The organism is Rhizobium sp. LjRoot30 (genome assembly GCF_964253915.1).
In the GTDB taxonomy this organism is placed as follows: Bacteria; Pseudomonadota; Alphaproteobacteria; order Rhizobiales; family Rhizobiaceae; genus Metarhizobium.
Genome location: NZ_CAXUSG020000019.1, coordinates 51,301 through 67,939, shown reverse-complemented (window position 1 = coordinate 67,939; position 16,639 = coordinate 51,301). Strand labels below are relative to the sequence as shown.

Below are 16,639 nucleotides of genomic sequence, written 5' to 3'. Positions count from 1 at the left end.
AGCTTACATTCGAGGCGGTCGAAACGGGTCTCGACTTCCTGGGCGTCGTTGGCTTCATCGACCCACCGAGGCTTGAAGTCGCAGAGGCTGTTGCGCACTGCCGGTCCGCCGGTATCGCCATTAAGATGATCACCGGGGATCACGCCGCAACGGCGCTGGCAATCGCCCGCCAACTGGATATTGCCGCAGATCCCGCAGTCATGACCGGGGTCGAGGTCGAAGCCATGACTGACGAAGAGCTTGGACGCAGGGTGGAGGCGACTTCCGTCTTCGCAAGAACCACGCCTGAACACAAGCTCCGGATCGTTCGTGCTTTGCAGCGCAATGGCCACGTTGTTGCCATGACCGGCGACGGCGTCAACGACGCGCCATCGCTTCGGCAGGCCGATGTTGGCACAGCGATGGGAATAAAAGGAACGGAGGCCGCCAAGGAGGCCGCTGAGATGGTCTTGCTGGACGATAATTTTGCCTCGATCGTCAACGCCGTTCGCGAAGGCAGGACGGTTCAGGACAATATTCGCAAAGTGATCTCCTGGGAGATCCCGACCAACGGTGCGGAGACGCTCGCCGTGGTGTTGGGAATTCTGGCCGGTTTTGCTTTGCCGATGACTGCAACGCAGATCCTGTGGATCAATCTGGCTCTGGCAGCGACACTCGGACTTGTGCTGGCCTTCGAACCTCCTGAACCAGGTGTCATGTCGAGGCGACCGCGACGGGCGAACGCGCCGCTTCTGTCTCCCTTCCTTTTGTGGCGGGTCGTTGTTGTATCAATTCTCTTGGCGGCGGCGACGCTGGCAGTTTTCTTTTTCGCCTTATCAACCGGACGAGACATTGAGACAGCCCGAAAGCTGGTGGTCAACATGTTCGTCGTTGGAGAAATCTTCTATCTTTTCAATGTCCGCTATCTCCACGTTCCCTCCATGACACTTGGGCGCGCCAGGGGAACGCCGGCCGTTCTCGGCGCAATCGCCGTGCTCGTGGCCGCGCAGCTGCTCTTCACCTACGCGCCTTTCATGCAGATCATTTTCGAAACGCGCCCTCTCGGTGTTCTGGACGGCCTTTTAATCATGGCGGTCGGCGCGAGCCTAATGATCGTCCTCGAATGTGAAAAGCTTATGATGCGAAAGCTCGGTTGGTTTGAGGAGCTGCGTCAATGAGGGGCGAGTTCGTAAGGACTCGTCTCCGACGACGTGTCACGACGCTGGCCAGGGAAGGGGAGGGCGATGCTGACGTCGCTGCTGTGGTGCGGTTCCGGGTTGGCGCTTCAGATCCTCGGAGCCAAATGGATCGTTACCGGCGGGACAAGGATGACCACACGCCTCAATATTTCGCCGATCTTCCAGGTTGCTCGCACGCTGGTGATCATAGATCTTCCGGTCATGGCTATGGTTGCAGCCCTTTGCCTTCCGGTCTTCCATAGCGGCCGACAGGTCAGCCGATGGGAGGGTGGGGGTTTTGTCTTTCTTTATTCGCTCTATCTCGCCTGTTTGATCGGCGCCCGCACTTGAGTGCGGACTTCACCTGGGCGTGACCTGATCAAGTTGTTACCAGCCGACGAGCGACCGATGGCGGATCGGCAGGGATTTTTTCAATCGATCGCGGCTTCACTTTTGCCGGCGGAGATTGCCCCTTATTTCCACCGCCGATCTGCTCCAGCAGGTCCAAGATAGCCTTCACGCGTTCAGATTTGCATGAGTAAAAGACGGTCTGGGCATCCCTTCGCGTCGAAACGAGGCCCATCGCTCTTAACTTGCCAAGATGCTGGGACAGCGCGGACTGGCTCAACGATACTTGAGCCGCCAGGGCGCCGACCGCATTCTCTCCCTGAACGAGGATCGTCAAGATAGTCAATCTCTTTGCGTTCGCCATAGCGGATAGCAATGCTGCGGCGGATTCGGGATCGAATGTGTGACTGGCCATTCAGTGGTCCTGTTGTCTTCCATGACCGACGAGCATCACAGGTCACTCATGTGCGAATCTTGCGTCATCTCACCATGCTCGCGCTTCATCGAAGCAAGGGGAGGGAGAAAAAATGCCGTGAGCTTTTCCGCAGCGCAGCGCTGTTCTCGATATGTATATGCTTCGATCCTGAAACTATCCTCATGGGGAGGGTTTTACGCTCTGGGGATATGGGAAGGAAAATCGGCTTGCCAAGTCGCCGTCTCAATGGGACAGGAAAACCGGCATCGCCAAGCTCTGCAGGATACCGTTTGTCGCCCCACCCAGCACGAAATCTCGCAACCGACTATAGCCGAAACCGCCCATCACCAGGATGCCTCCGCTTTTGCCGCCGGCATGTTCCTGAAGGGTGTCGCTGATCGGCCGACCTTTCGTACTGATTTTCAAAGCTTGCGCCTTCAGCCCGTGCTGATCGAGATATTTGGCGAGCTTCTGGCCGATATCCTCGGCAGGCAGAGCTTTTTCATCATGAACAGACAAGATCGAGATAGTGGTTGCTCGCTTCAGGAAGGGCCATGCATCGCGAACGGCACGGGCAGCGACGCTGCTGCCATCCCAGGCGATCGAGACGTTCGAATAGTTCGCGGTCTCGGCATCTTCCGGCACCAGAAGCGCCGGTGTCCCGGCGCGAAAGATGACATCTTCTGCTGTCTGGCGAAGGAGGTGCTTGTCCCGGCCAAGGCCAAGCACGCACAGATCGTGGTATCGGGCATTTTGACTGATGGCTTCGCCTAAGGCGGTCGGAACTTCTTCTATCTGTGAGATTCGCAGCTTGACGTCTCGGTCGGAGGCTGCCTTTTCAAACGAAGCAACCAGCGCGGCTCCGGCTTGGCGGGACTGCGCCCTCGCCTGAGAGACCATCGCGGGGACATCGAGCATCAGGCCCGAGAATGGACTGTGCATCGGCGCGAACCTGACATTGAGCTCCAATGCATGGATTTCACCAGCAAGATGCTCGGCAATCGAAACGGATTGGGCGGCAAGTGACGGCGCGTTGCTGTCAGGGTAGGTGTGAATTGGCACCAGGATCTGCATCGTCATGGCTCGTCTCCTCCAGGCGGTGAACGCATGCGTTAACTCGTCCGACGGCGAAGCCGTCCTCCAACCGCGACTGTACAATCATAGGAGGGAGAGGACTTGCGCTAGGTCAATTGTCGTTGATCAACATGCCGGGCAGGCGCCACGGGCCAGCGACCATTGTATTCAGCCATCGGAAGAAGCAGGGGGGTGCCTCTGCTTCTTCCGGTTTCGATTTTGGTCGCCCGTTCTAAGTTCAAAATTCCTGCCAGTCGTCGGACGGCGCGAGCGCGGTCGCGCTTCCTCCAAAAGCGCGCGTCAATGCGCCAGTCATGGCCTTGACCGGCGAGACTCGTGGCTTGTTGCCAGTCGTCGCGACGGCAACTCGCGACGCCGACGGATATTTGGCACGGATTGCCTCCTCACGGCCGATATTGAAGATAGAGACCATTGCGAACAGGCTGTCGGCCTCAGCAGACAGTTTTTGGGTGGCGGCGGAGGTTTCCTCCACCATTGCGGCGTTCTGCTGCGTGACCTGGTCCATCTGGTTGACCGCCGTATTGACCTCAGCCAGGCCGGTCGCCTGTTCGCGCGACGCGATCGCGATCGAGTGAATGTGGTCGTTGATAAGCAACACACGCTTTTCGATCTCAGAGAGGGCGTCGCCGGTCTTCTGGACAAGCATCACGCCATTGGCAACTTCCTGACCGGATTTGTTGATCAGGCCCTTGATGCTCTTTGCTGCGGTCGCCGAACGTTGGGCCAGTTCGCGGACCTCTTGGGCGACGACCGCAAAACCCTTGCCGGCCTCTCCCGCCCTGGCGGCCTCGACACCGGCGTTGAGAGCAAGAAGATTTGTCTGGAAAGCGATCTCATCGATGACGTTGGTGATCTGCGCAATTTCGTGAGACGCCTGTTCGATCCGCCCCATGGCATCGACTGCACTGCGAACCACAGCGCCGGACTGGACGGCGCTCTCCTTTGCCTCACCGACCATCGTGGTGGCTTCGTTGGCGCGTTCCGTTGATGTTCTCACGACAGCTGTGATCTGGTCCAGAGCCGCCGACGTCTGTTCGAGTGCCGCCGCCTGTTGCTCGGTACGTCGTGAAAGATCGTTTGTCGCGCTGCTGAGCTCGGCAGCACTGCCGTTGATCGATCCCGTGGCGCCGCGCACATTCTTCATCGTGCCGCGCAGCGTCTCCATCGTTCCGTTGACATTCTGTTGCAGTTCGGCGAATGCGCCCTTGAAATTGCCGTCCATGCTGTCGGTGAGATCGCCGTCGGCAAGCCGCTTGATGACCCGGCAGGTCTCCGAAATCCCCGTGTCGACACTGGCGACAAGCTGATCGACGTCACGGGCAAAGCGATCGAGCGTGTCCACGCCCCATTGCTTGTCAATCCGGTGCGTGAAATCCCCTACCGCTGCCGCCGCGACAACCCCGCCCATTCGGACCTGTAGCTCATCGCTTTTTGCACGCATTGCGGAATCGGAAGCATTCATGCGGGCAACTTCCACGCCGTTGGTCTTGAAGACCTCGACGGCTGCGGCCATATCGCCGATTTCGTCCTTTCGGCCGGCGAAAGGAACGGGGGTCGCGTAGTCGCCTTTTGCCAAAGCCTTCATGGAGGCGGTCAGGTGAAGAATGGGCATGCTCAATTGTCTGCGACCGATATTGAGGCCGCAAAGAGTTCCGCCTGCGACACCGATCAAGGTGGCAGCAAGGATGGAATAGAAGACTGTGTCGCCGAAAGCGTCCATGCCTTGGGTCAGTTCGGCGAGTTCGGCTTGGTCCATCTGAACGATGGCGTCGATCTCCGCTTGGTATGCTTTGCGATTTGCCCGGTTAGCCTCGTTGTTACCCTGGACGTTGGCCGCCTGCGGCCCTTCTTCCTGGCTCAACCGGACGGTTTCGGATCGGAACGTCTTGAACTCGGCCGATCGCGCAACAAGCTTGTCGAATGAGGCCTTCTGGTCGGCGGGAACCTTGGATTGCCAATCGGCGATCAGCTTTTCCATCTTTGCCAGTGATTTTGTCATGCCTTCGCTGAACTGCTTCGCCGTTTCGGCGTCCTTCGCAGCGTAGACCGCGCGCGCATCCATCACGATTGCGGTCACCAGCCTATTGAGGTGCTCACCCTTGTATGCTCGGTCTGCGACCTCCGCGTAGAGCCGCTGCTGGGCGCGGTATTTCTCCACCGCGAAAAGTGAAAGCCCGCCTATGATGCACGCGACAAGACTCATCAATCCGACGAGTAAATTGATCTTGGCTCTGATTTTCATGTCGATCTCCGCGATAGACGCTGCGCTCGGGCGGTTCTGCCGCCCCCTTACCCCATATTTAGCGCTGAGATCTTAATATTCCTTAAGTCTAATCCAGCGGCGCGAATGTTGAGCTGGCGTATCGGATCCACGACGCTGCTCAAAGAGACCAGCATGGCGCTGACCAATGCGCTGAGATCGATGACGGCGTCAGCTTTCGCTTCGAGCAGCGGCCTGGCGGGCCAAGCGCAAGGTAAAATTCAGGCCTGCGCCCGCGAACTGGAAATCTGTCTCAGGATTGCATACGGCAGGGAACGCGTTGCGAACGAGTTTTGATCCGAAGCCCTCGCGATCTGGCGCCACGACGGCCGGGCCGTCACGTTCCTTCCAGTCGAAGACGATTCTGTCATCCTCGAAGCCCCAGGTGACATCGACGCGTCCTTCCGGGACGCTGAGCGCACCGTATTTCACCGCATTCGTGGCCAGTTCATGCACCACCAGGGACATCGCGACCGCGCATTGCGGGATCAACTGCAAGTTCGGTCCGTCGGCGCGAACGGCCAACTGAGCACTTTGATGCGGACGCAGGGCACGCTCGACAACGTCGTTGATGTCGGCAGCCTCCTGTCGGTCAGACAACAAGGCGTCATATGCGCCCGATAGAGCCTGGACGCGTTCCGAGAAAGACAGGTATTCCTGCTTGTCGGAGGACCGGAATGTCTGCCGCGCGATCGCCTGGATGATCGCCAGCGTATTTTTCACCCGATGGCTGAGTTCCTGGGCAAGCAAAGCGCGCCGTTGCTCAGCCGCCGATGCCTTCTGTCTTTGCTCATCGAGGTCATCGAGCAACTGGTCAAGAGCCGCTCCGACGATCCCCAATTCGCTGTGCTGTCCTTCCATTTTCGTCCGGGCCGTGGTGTCACCACCTCTCCATCGAGAGAGCACACCAACAATCTGTCCGATGGGTGACAGGATGAACCGGTCGCCGATGACTACGGCGCTTAGAAACGCAACAAGAGAGCCCGCCGCAATCAGTGCAATTCCAGCGATAGTGGCCCGGTTGATGCTGGCAAAGGCCTCTTCCGTAGAAATGCCCGCGCTTACATAGAGCGGTGTATTGACGCTCGCGGGCTCATAACCGATAATCCGTTCGGTTCCGTCCTGGCTTACGAGCTCTATGGTGCCGGGCGCTTTCTCATCGACAAGATACCGATAGGCGGCTGGAATGGCTGTGCCGACAAACCTTTCCGGTGCGGGATTGCGCGCAATGATAATCCCATCGCGATCCGCCAGTGTCAGCGCGCCACCGGCCAAGAGTCCCCGCTCGCGGATTCTCTCTTCGAGCCATTCGAGACGTATTCCGGTCGCAATCACCGCAATTACGACGCCATTGTCGCGGATAGGCATGGCCACGGGCAATATCGCCGCATCTGACAAGCGGCTCATAGTATAGCCGCCGATGACAATATCGGGTGCTGTCAGGGCATCCCTAAAATATTGCCGATCCGAGAAATCCATGCCGGCCGCCGTGCCGATACTGTCGCAGATCAACTTTCCGGCGGGGTCGATGACCAGGATCGTGCGAATGCTCACGAGCCGTTCGGAGGCTCTCTTCAGTGCTTGCCCGCACCCCTCAGGCTCCAGATCCAAGACTGCGGGGATCGACGATGCCGCGATGAGGAGACTACGCATTCCGTCGATAATGCGATCGACTTCCGACGCGGCCTGGCGCGCCGCCTGAGCGGCCTGGACATGCAGCTCAGCGTTCCTTTGATCCCTGAGTGCCACCTCATTGTAGGCCAGCATCCCCAGAGCAGGCAGTAACGCAGCCGTAACGACGGCCATCAATCTCTTTTTCACAAGGTCCCCAACCAACGCAGGCAATGGATATGTCTGCTCGGCGAACCAATACCATGTTTTGACGGGCAAAGAACCATGATCGCGGGCGGTTCACACGTGATGGTGCAATTGTGATAAACTGATCGGCAGTATCGAGTTGCTACCCAGCCTTCTTGAAGAGACCCAATGCTCGGGTGATGTGCGAAGCATAGTAGGATTTAGAACAGAACAGGGCAGAAAAGGGTATATCCGTTTTCAGCCGTCCTGATCCGGCCAGAGACCACAAGTATGCGAACCTCCGGCATGACGTTCGAAACATGTGCAGCGAGGGCAAGGCGGAATGTGAGCGAGTATTTGATTCTAATCAAACCTCGTTTGTCTCGGCCCGCCTATCCTAGTCCCATAAGTTTTGGGAGAGATCGGCATGTCTTACCGCACCGTAATCAGTGTCATCAGCGTGCATCAGCCTGAAGAGGATCTGCGCTCGGCCGTTGCCTTTGTGCAAAGGGAAGGGATCCATCTTGTCGCAGTGCTTGCCTCGATGTTCGTGCCGCCTGCAGTCGAAGCCTACGCCGGCGCAATCTCGACAGTCTGGCTGGAAGAACGAGAAAGGGACCGCCTCCAACTGCTGGAGGCCGAAAGGGAAGCCAGGGAATATCTGGCTTCCAGTGGCGTATCGTTCGAGCTGGAGCTGTTGCAGACGGAAATCGCGCTGGCGGATAACCAGATCGGCATGCGTGCACGATATGCCGATATCGTCCTGATCGGCAGCAGCCTCAAGCTGGATCCGGAGTTGCGCGCCCGTGCGATCGACGGCGCGCTGTTTGGCGCTCCCAAGCCAATTCTTGTTGCCACGCCAAAAAAGGACGCCACCCTTGCACCAAGCAAGGTCGTCTTGGCCTGGGATTCGAGCTTCGAAGCCAGTCGTAGCGTTCGGGAAGCGCTGGAAATTTTGAAGGCGGCAGAGGAAGTCGTGGTGACAATGGTGGATCCTACGGCCCTTCACGGGGTTAACGGCGCCGAACCGGGCGCAGATATTGCGACGTTCCTGGCGCGCCATGGCGTACCGGTTTCGGTGGAGCGTGTTGCAAGCGGTGGGCGTTCCGTCGCCGAAGTTCTTAACGAAAAAGCGATCGCGATCGATGCCGACCTCATCGTCATGGGCGCCTACGGACATTCGAGACTTCGCGAGCGCATCTTCGGCGGCGTGACCCGCGACATGCTCGAGGGCTCGGCGGTTCCGGTTTTGCTCGCCCGCTAGATCCTGAACCATCCGGCACTTTTCACGTAGGCAAAAATAGGAGCATCACTTGTCCAATACCCCCCATCGTCTTGCCGACGAATTTCCCGAACATGTCGCTCTGTTGCGCAGGCTTAGAGAAGAAGATCGTCACTTCGCGCGTCAATGCGAGGAATACGAGAGCGTGAATGACAAGATCCATCTGGCTGAAACGGACATTCAGCCGGCAGACGACATGCACATGACCGAGATGCGCAAGTCGCGCATGTCACTGAAGGATGCGATCTTTCAAGCTTTGTCGCGCCAACAGGCGGTCGAATAGAGCGCTTGAGGCCCTCTGGCTTCCAACGAAGGCGTCGCTGGACCAGTGGCGCCTTTTTGCACGCTTAGGCGTAGAGGTTGCGCGAGAGTTCTTGCTGCGAATCTCAGCTTCAGGGAACGATGAGGGCTTCGCGGCAGTTTTATCTTCAGTTCACCAAGGAGCTGAAGATGTTGAGCACAGATACATGGCTGAAAATCATCTGCAGCATGATGATCAACGCCATCCTATTCGGGGTCGGCATTGTCACCGTGCTGATGGTCCCTGCTTTTTCCGACAATCTGAAGATATGGATCCCCGTCGTTGTAGTTGTGAGTTTCGCGGTGGCACCACTATTGGCCGGTTATGTCGCTCGCCGCATGCGTCTTCGCAACTGGGGCAAGAAGCAGTGGCGAAACGGCGACCTCATCTCCGGATAACCCAGAGGTTAGGAATACGCCCACCCTTTCCTACGCCCAATTGGGCGTAGGATCCGCCGTCATTCTAGCTGAGGATCTTGACGCCGGACAGGCCCGAAACGTTTTCTGCCACGACCCGGATTGCGTGCTTCAGATCTTCACTGAATGATTTCCCGTGGATCTCGGCGACCGAACCGTTGATCCGCATCTCGATAGCCTCCGGATCCATCCCAAGTTCCGCTTTCAATCGGGTCGAAAGCGCAAGTCGGAGCGCGTCGCCACCGCTTGCTACATTGTCTCGAGAGGTCGCGATCGCCTTGAAGAGTTCTTTGCGGCTGACGATTCCGACAAGCGTCCCGGAATCGATCACCGGTATTCGTTTCACACCCTTGTCTCGCATCAGGCCCGCCACCACGGCCACGGAGGCGTTCGGCGGCACCGACACCAGTTGGCGGGACATGCAATCAGACACCATGGCGCCGTGTGCCTTGACATAACGCCTGTAAAATTCGTTATCCGGCTTTTCGGGGAGGCTCAGCGATGCGTTCAGCTCGCTGCGCCTGAGAATATCGTCTTCCGTCAGCATGCCGCTGATTGTGCCCTGATCGCCGATGACCGGCATCCCGCTTATGCCATGCTTGACCATCAACTCCAAAGCGCGCTTGACGCTCGACTGCTCGTTCACCGTCACCGGGCTTTTCGTCATCAAATCCTGTGCAATCATAGGTACCTCGTGTTCAAGGAGACAGACGTTGATAAATGGGCTTGGTTTCCGATCTTTGGGCTAGCTCCGTGGCTCCCATTTCCAGTCCCTGATTTCCGGCATGTCCTCACCAAACTCCCGGATATATCGATGGTGTTCGGTCAGACGTGCCGCCAACATCTCCAACGCGGGTTTAGCCTTTTCCGCGAGGCTTGGGACGCGATTGATCGCTTCGATCGCGAGATGAAAGCGATCGACTTCGTTCAGCACCGTCATGTCAAAAGGCGTCGTCGTCGTGCCTTCCTCAATGAAACCGCGCACATGCAGGTTGCTATGGTTGTTGCGCTTGTACGTCAGCCGATGGATGAGATAGGGATATCCGTGATAGGCGAAGATCACGGGTCGGTCGGTGGTGAACAGACGGTCGAAAGCCCCATCGACGAGGCCATGGGGATGCTGGTCATTCGATTGCAACGCCATCAGGTCGACCACATTCACGACGCGGATCTTCAGTTCCGGTATCGCCTCCCGTAGCAGCATCACGGCGGCGAGCGTCTCCATCGTCGGCACATCGCCCGCGCAGGCCATAACAACATCGGGCGCCACTGCGCCTTCCTCGTTGCCAGCCCAGTCCCAGATGCCGATTCCGGCTTCGCAATGCCGAACTGCCTCGTCCATCGTGAGCCATTGCGGTTCCGGCTGTTTGCCGGCGACGACGACGTTGATGCGGTCCCAGGTTTTCAGGCAATGGTCTCCGACCCATAGGAGAGTGTTGGCATCCGGCGGCAGGTATATGCGGACGATATCGGCCTTCTTGTTGGCTACGAGATTGACGAAGCCCGGATCTTGATGGCTGAAGCCGTTATGATCCTGCCGCCAGACATGCGACGTCAACAGGTAATTGAGCGAGGATACCGGCTGGCGCCAGGGCAACTCGCGGGAGACCTTCAGCCATTTGGCGTGCTGATTGAACATGGAATCGACGATGTGGATAAAGGCTTCGTAGCAGGAAAAGAAGCCGTGCCGGCCCGTCAGCAAATAACCCTCGAGCCAGCCTTGGCAAAGATGCTCGGACAGCACCTCCATCACCCGGCCATCCCTTGACAGATGCACGTCGTAAGGCTCGATTTTTTCCATCCAGACGCGATCCGTCGCTTCAAACACCGCGCCAAGTCGGTTCGATTCCGTCTCGTCAGGCCCGAAGATGCGGAAATTGGCGTTGGCCTCGTTGACTTTCAGGATATCTCGCAGAAAACGGCCGAGAATTTCCGTCGTCTGCACCATCAGCGCGCCGCGGTCGGTTACTGGCACCGCATAGTCGCGGATGGACGGCATGACGAGTTCCTTGCGCAAGAGGCCGCCATTGGCATGCGGATTGGAGCCCATGCGCCGCTCGCCACCGGGCGAAAGCGCCCTCAACTCCTCCTTCAGGCGGCCATTCTGGTCGAAGAGATCCTCGGGATCATAGCTGCGCATCCAGTCCTCGAGGATCTTGCGGTGAGCCGTATCCTCGCGGCAATTGGCAACGGGCACCTGGTGAGCGCGCCAGAAGTTCTCCACCTTCTTGCCGTCGACTTCCTTGGGACCAGTCCAGCCCTTTGGACTGCGCAGCACGATCATTGGCCAGCGTGGGCAGGCTTGCGATTTCGCGCTGCGGGCCGCTCGTTGAATTTCGTGGATGCGGTCGAAGGCGGCGTCCATCGTTGCCGCCATCTGCCGGTGCATATCGGTGGCTACCTCACCCTCGACGAAAAATGGCTCGTAGCCGTAGCCGCGGAACAAGTGCTCCAGATCCTCGTCGCCGATTCGCGACAGGACGGTCGGATTGGCGATCTTGTAGCCGTTTAGATGCAGGATTGGCAGGACAGCGCCGTCACGGGCAGGATTGATGAACTTACTCGACAACCAGCTGGCCGCGAGGGGACCGGTTTCCGCTTCGCCGTCGCCGACAACGCAAGCAACAACTAGATTTGGGTTGTCGAAAGCGGCGCCATAAGCATGCACCAGCGCATATCCGAGTTCGCCGCCCTCGTGAATCGATCCCGGCGTTTCCGGTGCCGCATGGCTCGGTATACCGCCGGGAAAAGAGAATTGCTTGAACAGCCGCTGCATGCCGGCCGCATCTTCGGAAATGTCGGGATAGATCTCGCTATAGCTGCCTTCGAGATAGGTGCAGGCGACCATGCCTGGACCACCGTGGCCGGGGCCGCAGACATAGATCACATCTGCATCGCGAGCGCGGATAACCCGGTTGAGATGGGCGTAAATGAAGTTCAGCCCGGGCGTCGTACCCCAATGACCGAGAAGACGCGGCTTGATGTGCTCCGCTTTGAGCGGCTCGCGCAACAGCGGATTGTCGAGCAGATAAATCTGCCCGACGGAGAGATAGTTTGCAGCCCGCCAATAGCGGTTCAGAAGTTCGAGTTCCTCTGCGGTCACCGAGCCTGCCTGTTCCATCACCATGCCTGTCGCCATAGCTCCCGTTCCTTTTGTGGCTGAGACTAGATTCTTCTTTGCCGGCCTTCCGTGATCTGGATCATTTCCTTTGTGGTTTCCGCCGACGGCAGCACTGACAGGCATTCCTCTGCGATCATCAATTCCTCGTCGGTCGGAACGACATACACCGCTACCCGGCTGGCCGCCGTGCTGATCTTCAGCGCGTTCCTGGCGTTTTCTTCGGGATCCAGGTCGAAACCTAGCCACAAAAGTCGATCGGCGATTTTGGTCCGGATCAGAGGTTGGTTCTCTCCGATCCCGGCGGTGAACACGACCGCGTCCAGGCCTTCAAGCGTCGCTGCCAGACGGCAGATTTCGCCAGCGATACGGATCGTAAATAGGTCGATTGCCTGTTTTGCCTCGTCAGCGCCGCTATCGATCAGTTCACGGATATCGCCACTGATCCCCGATACACCCAGTAGGCCCGACTTGTGATAGAGAATATCCTCCATTTTTCGAAGGGATTTCCCACCTGGCCCCAGCAGGTGAAGTATGACACCAGGATCCAGCCAGCCTGGCCGAGTTGCCATAGGGATGCCATCGAGCGTTGAAAAGCCCATGCTCGAATCCACGCTGACGCCGTCATGGATCGCGCACAGGCTGGCGCCGCTTCCAAGATGTGCGAGAACCACCTTGTCTCCCGCAACTTCCGGGGCCAGAGACCGCAGTGATCGCGACACATATTGATAGGACAGCCCGTGGAAGCCGTAACGTTTGATGCCGTGCTCATGAAAGATGCGCGGCATCGCCAGACGCCTGACGATGTCCGGCTGGGTTGAATGATAGGTCGTGTCGAAGGACGCGGATTGGAACAGGTCCGCACGAGCGCTCTTGACCGCGTCAATGAGCCGTAGAGCGTGCGGCTGGTGCAGTGGGGCAAGCTCGCAAAGCATGTCGATCTGCGCGATAGTCTCGTCGTTCAAGGCGACGGGACCAGTAAATGCCTCTCCGCCATGCACAATCCGATGACCCACGCCGATCAAGTTGTCGAGGTCGAAATGCGGGCTGGTCTTTTCGAACACTTCATTGATCAGGCCGGGCAGATCATCTTTACGATGAGACAGCGGAATATCGAGCTTGTCCGAGCCTTTTCGCAGGGCGAGCGTCAGGGCTTCTGCTCCAAGATCGATCACCGCTTTGCCGACATGAACCGCCCGCTGCTCCGTGACTTCGAAAATGCCGATTTTCACGGTGGAAGAACCTGCGTTAAAGGTCAGAAGTAGTCTTTCGTTCATTGAAGCCTCTCACTCCTTATCTTACAAACCGCAGCGATCTGCTCGTTCGCACGCCCTCATGTGCTGGCGCAGATTTAAGACCCAATGTTTTGCGGGACAATGCACACAATACGAAAGCTCAATCAGGCATATGGTGCGCCCGATATTCTTTGGCGAGGATTTTTGCGAGCGCGGAGGATGCCAATCGGACCTTTGGCAGATCAGACCGGCTCGTGAGAATGATAGGAACCCGCGCGCCGAGAACCAGTCCAGCAGCGTCGGCGCCGGCAAAATAGACAAGCTGTTTCGCGAGTATGTTTCCGGCCTCAAGGTCAGGCACCAACAGAATGTCGGCACGGCCGGCGACCGGCGAGGTAATCAGTTTCGCCTGGGCTGCCTCAATGTTAATCGCGTTGTCGAAGGCCAGAGGACCATCGACGACCGCGCCCGTGATCTGACCCCGGGAAGCCATCACTGTCAGCGCCGCAGCGTCGAGCGTCGCCGGCATGTTGCTGTTGACGGTTTCGACTGCCGCAAGAACGGCGACCAGCGGTGTTTCGACGCCGAGGAGCCGGAGAAGGTCGATTGCATTCTGGCAGATGTCGCGTTTCTGATCGAGATCCGGTTGAATGTTGATCGCGGCGTCGGTTACCACGAGCAGCTTCTCATAGGCAGGAACGTCCATCAGATAGGCGTGGCTCATTCGTCGTTCGGTTTTCAGGCCTGAGCCGGGAGCGATCACGGCGGAGAGAAGCTCGTCGGTATGCAGACTGCCTTTCATTAAAGCTTGGACATCCCTGCACGAGGCAAGTTCCACAGCACGAGCTGCGGCCGCGTGACTATGCTCGACAGGTTCGATTTCGACACCCGCCAGACTGCGGCCCGCCATTTCCGCAATCGTTCTGATCTTGCGTTCAGGCCCGACCAGCACGGGTTCGAGAATTCCTTGTTCTCGCGCGTCCAGGGAAAAGAGAAGGGCATCCGCTGAGCAGGGATGGACAATTGCTGTGCGCATCGGTGGATCGGCGGTTGCTTGACGGATGAAGGGCTCGTAGCGCCCGTGTTCTCGTAGCTCGGGGTTCACTTGATCGCTCCTCCAGACGTTTCAAGGTCCGATCAATGTCTCAACTGAGAGGCGCAATGCAAGCACCAACGGCTAGCGACTGGGTGTTCGCATGCGCCGAGGTTGGCTGCGATGTTCTATGTGAGCGACTAGCCGTCCGTCCGCATCCAGCATCTCGATGAAAACCGGCTTCTTGCTCTCCATCGCGATTTCACGGGCAACGGTTTTTGCGTAGGCGATAGCGTCCGGCCGGTTGGCGGCGAGATATCCCCTCTCATCTTGCATTGTCCTTGATCCGGACGAGATGTTGAAGAAATACCGATCCATCGCCTCTCCCAGGCCCGAAATCCGTGCAGCCCAAGCTAAGGTTTGCGCGCCTATCTGGTGGCAGTTTGAGCCTTCGCCTGTCCAATTCTATCCTCAGGAAATCCATGCTCCATATTTCCTTCGGCGGCGATGTCGAAGACGAAAGCGTTTTTGCCCTCCTTCTTCGATTGATACATCAGGTTGTCCGCGCGCCGCAATAAACTGTTAAGTTGATCGGCATTCTCGGGTGTAGCGACCAGCGCTCCGACGCTGCATGTTACGGGCATATCGGAAGCGTGCAGCGCTTGTGTGAATCTCTCATGGAGGGCGGCCGCAAGCTGGCGAGCCGCGGAGATCGAGCTCGTCGGAATAAGAGCTGCGAATTCGTCGCCTCCTATACGACCCAGGCAGTCACCGCGGCGCATCGCCGAGCCGGCAACTGAGCCAAATAGCTGAAGCACCCGATCACCTGCTTCGTGACCGTGGCGATCGTTTACAGATTTGAAGTCGTCAAGATCGATGAACAGCAACAACGCGCAATCGCGCTGACGCCGGGTCGCATCCAGCAAGGCTGGCGCATAATGGTGAAAGGCAGCTCTGTTCAAGGCGCCGGTCATTCGATCGCTCGCGGCGAGCATCAGCACGGCATCATATGACCGTCGGAAGGTTGCTGCGGAAATTGTTACGAAGGCGAATGCAGCAATTCGCGGCACGGCATTCTGCATCCAGATGGCCGCGTTGAAGCTCTCAGTCAGCGTGAACCCTTTTGACAGGGTCACGGTAGCGGCCGCCAGGGCGAAGGCGAGGCCGAGTTGCCGGCCAAGTGTGAACGAAGCGACGGCGATCGGGATGATGTATGCACTCGCATAACAAACCTGGAGACGGCTCCAGCCGGCGCTCCAGTAGTCAAGTGCAGCGACTGCCAGGAGCGCAGCCATTGAAAGCATCATGGCCGATCCACGCGACAATCGGGCTAGCCGGTCGATATAACTGTTCACCGTGGGGAAGTCAGGTACCACCGTCACGTACAATCCTCCGCCGTCCTGAGAATGGCCAGCGGCCCCGCTCCACGATAGGCTACAGCTACAACAGATGGTTTCGTCCGCCGCATCGTAGCGAAAACCGACTCTATCGAGCGCTGAAGGCTGAAAGATCCGATAAAAATATTAAATGGTGCTTAAAACCCGTCGCCTTAAAAGCGGCTTTCGCTTGATGTGTTACGGGTGAAAAGGACGCATCCAGGAGCCCTGCGCCAGGTGGTAGCAGACAATATCCGCAAATACCGCAGCGAGCGCGGTATCAGTCAGCAAGACTTTGCCTTGATGATCGACATGGATCGTTCGTATTTCGGGGCAGTGGAACGCGGCGAGCGGAATATCTCGATCGACAACCTGGAACGGATTGCCAATGGGCTGAATATCGCGCCGTCAATTCTGCTGATCGGCATTGAAGCGGGAAAGGCTCAGGAGTTGCCCGACAGGTCGCGGAGCTGACCTGCCGAGCCGTGAAATCGATCTCCTCCAATCGATCTCGTCCTCCCTGCCCATTAAGGACACAATCTTGAGCTGGAGCTCAAACCTCCCGACATTCAAGACGGTTTATCCAAGCTTATCGCGTGACGGAGGGCAAGTAAAAGATTCGGGAGCGCTGTTTAGCCGGTAGCTTTGAAGCATACTTTCAAAGAAATCTGGCATCGGGTTTCAGTGATATCGACTACTTGATCCGCAAAATTTAGTTGCAACCATCTTTTAGCCCCAATAATCTATCATGACGACGCTCGCGAAAGGCGGGCACTAGCCCGTGAAGCTTCGGGACCGGCCTTCCA

Annotated in this window: 15 protein-coding genes and 1 pseudogene; 6 read left to right on the top strand and 10 right to left on the bottom strand. The window is 57.8% G+C overall.

Annotated elements, in window-relative coordinates; all coding sequences use genetic code 11:
* Together ACSQ3I_RS25405 and ACSQ3I_RS25400 are read left to right on the top strand one after the other, a co-directional pair.
* Positions 1–1,157: HAD-IC family P-type ATPase (locus tag ACSQ3I_RS25405; RefSeq protein ID WP_436003553.1), on the top strand; the 1,157-nt coding region annotated here is incomplete at its 5' end.
* Positions 1,158–1,223: 66 nt separating this feature from the next.
* On the top strand, positions 1,224–1,508 hold the full coding sequence (locus ACSQ3I_RS25400) for a hypothetical protein (protein WP_436003551.1): 285 nt from the start codon (positions 1,224–1,226) through the stop codon (positions 1,506–1,508).
* A 28-nt stretch (positions 1,509–1,536) separates the two neighbouring features.
* On the opposite strand, the gene ACSQ3I_RS25395 is transcribed toward ACSQ3I_RS25400, so the two are convergent.
* The 4 genes from ACSQ3I_RS25395 to ACSQ3I_RS25380 form a co-directional block, all read right to left on the bottom strand.
* On the bottom strand, positions 1,537–1,920 hold the full coding sequence (locus tag ACSQ3I_RS25395; RefSeq protein ID WP_436003549.1) for an ArsR/SmtB family transcription factor: 384 nt from the start codon (positions 1,918–1,920) through the stop codon (positions 1,537–1,539).
* Between the two features lie 243 nt (positions 1,921–2,163).
* Entirely contained in the window at positions 2,164–3,000 is an 837-nt protein-coding gene (locus tag ACSQ3I_RS25390) for a universal stress protein (protein WP_436003547.1), read from the bottom strand.
* Between the two features lie 232 nt (positions 3,001–3,232).
* The gene (locus ACSQ3I_RS25385; RefSeq protein ID WP_436003545.1) at positions 3,233–5,257 is read right to left on the bottom strand and encodes a HAMP domain-containing methyl-accepting chemotaxis protein; all 2,025 of its coding nucleotides are present in this window, start codon (positions 5,255–5,257) and stop codon (positions 3,233–3,235) included.
* 189 nt (positions 5,258–5,446) lie between these two features.
* On the bottom strand, positions 5,447–7,081 hold the full coding sequence (locus ACSQ3I_RS25380) for a sensor histidine kinase (protein ID WP_436003543.1): 1,635 nt from the start codon (positions 7,079–7,081) through the stop codon (positions 5,447–5,449).
* Between the two features lie 418 nt (positions 7,082–7,499).
* Here ACSQ3I_RS25380 and ACSQ3I_RS25375 point away from each other — a divergent pair, with 418 nt between their 5' ends.
* The 3 genes from ACSQ3I_RS25375 to ACSQ3I_RS25365 all read left to right on the top strand — a co-directional run bounded on the left by ACSQ3I_RS25375 (position 7,500) and on the right by ACSQ3I_RS25365 (position 9,053).
* Positions 7,500–8,336, top strand: coding sequence for a universal stress protein (locus ACSQ3I_RS25375; RefSeq protein ID WP_436003541.1), 837 nt, complete (start codon positions 7,500–7,502; stop codon positions 8,334–8,336).
* Between the two features lie 49 nt (positions 8,337–8,385).
* Entirely contained in the window at positions 8,386–8,637 is a 252-nt protein-coding gene (locus ACSQ3I_RS25370) for a YdcH family protein (protein ID WP_436003539.1), read from the top strand.
* Between the two features lie 167 nt (positions 8,638–8,804).
* Positions 8,805–9,053 carry a hypothetical protein gene (locus ACSQ3I_RS25365; protein WP_436003537.1) on the top strand — a complete coding sequence of 83 codons (249 nt, stop codon included), beginning with the start codon at positions 8,805–8,807 and terminating at the stop codon, positions 9,051–9,053.
* A 64-nt stretch (positions 9,054–9,117) separates the two neighbouring features.
* On the opposite strand, the gene ACSQ3I_RS25360 is transcribed toward ACSQ3I_RS25365, so the two are convergent.
* The 6 genes and pseudogenes from ACSQ3I_RS25360 to ACSQ3I_RS25335 form a co-directional block, all read right to left on the bottom strand.
* Entirely contained in the window at positions 9,118–9,756 is a 639-nt protein-coding gene (locus tag ACSQ3I_RS25360; RefSeq protein ID WP_436003535.1) for a CBS domain-containing protein, read from the bottom strand.
* Positions 9,757–9,816: 60 nt separating this feature from the next.
* The gene (locus tag ACSQ3I_RS25355; protein ID WP_436003533.1) at positions 9,817–12,210 is read right to left on the bottom strand and encodes a phosphoketolase family protein; all 2,394 of its coding nucleotides are present in this window, start codon (positions 12,208–12,210) and stop codon (positions 9,817–9,819) included.
* A 26-nt stretch (positions 12,211–12,236) separates the two neighbouring features.
* Positions 12,237–13,466 carry an acetate/propionate family kinase gene (locus tag ACSQ3I_RS25350; protein ID WP_436003531.1) on the bottom strand — a complete coding sequence of 410 codons (1,230 nt, stop codon included), beginning with the start codon at positions 13,464–13,466 and terminating at the stop codon, positions 12,237–12,239.
* A gap of 118 nt (positions 13,467–13,584) precedes the next feature.
* Positions 13,585–14,517, bottom strand: a pseudogene (locus tag ACSQ3I_RS25345) (bifunctional enoyl-CoA hydratase/phosphate acetyltransferase); the annotation flags it as partial.
* Positions 14,518–14,601: 84 nt separating this feature from the next.
* Positions 14,602–14,835 (bottom strand): DUF6894 family protein, encoded by a 234-nt coding sequence (locus tag ACSQ3I_RS25340; RefSeq protein WP_436003529.1) that lies wholly within the window; start codon positions 14,833–14,835, stop codon positions 14,602–14,604.
* Between the two features lie 50 nt (positions 14,836–14,885).
* Entirely contained in the window at positions 14,886–15,839 is a 954-nt protein-coding gene (locus ACSQ3I_RS25335) for a GGDEF domain-containing protein (protein ID WP_436003527.1), read from the bottom strand.
* Between the two features lie 231 nt (positions 15,840–16,070).
* On the opposite strand from ACSQ3I_RS25335, the gene ACSQ3I_RS25330 reads away from it, so the two are divergent.
* A complete protein-coding gene (locus ACSQ3I_RS25330; RefSeq protein ID WP_436003525.1) occupies positions 16,071–16,307 on the top strand; it encodes a helix-turn-helix domain-containing protein in 237 nt (78 codons plus the stop codon).
* The last annotated feature ends 332 nt before the right edge of the window (positions 16,308–16,639 follow it).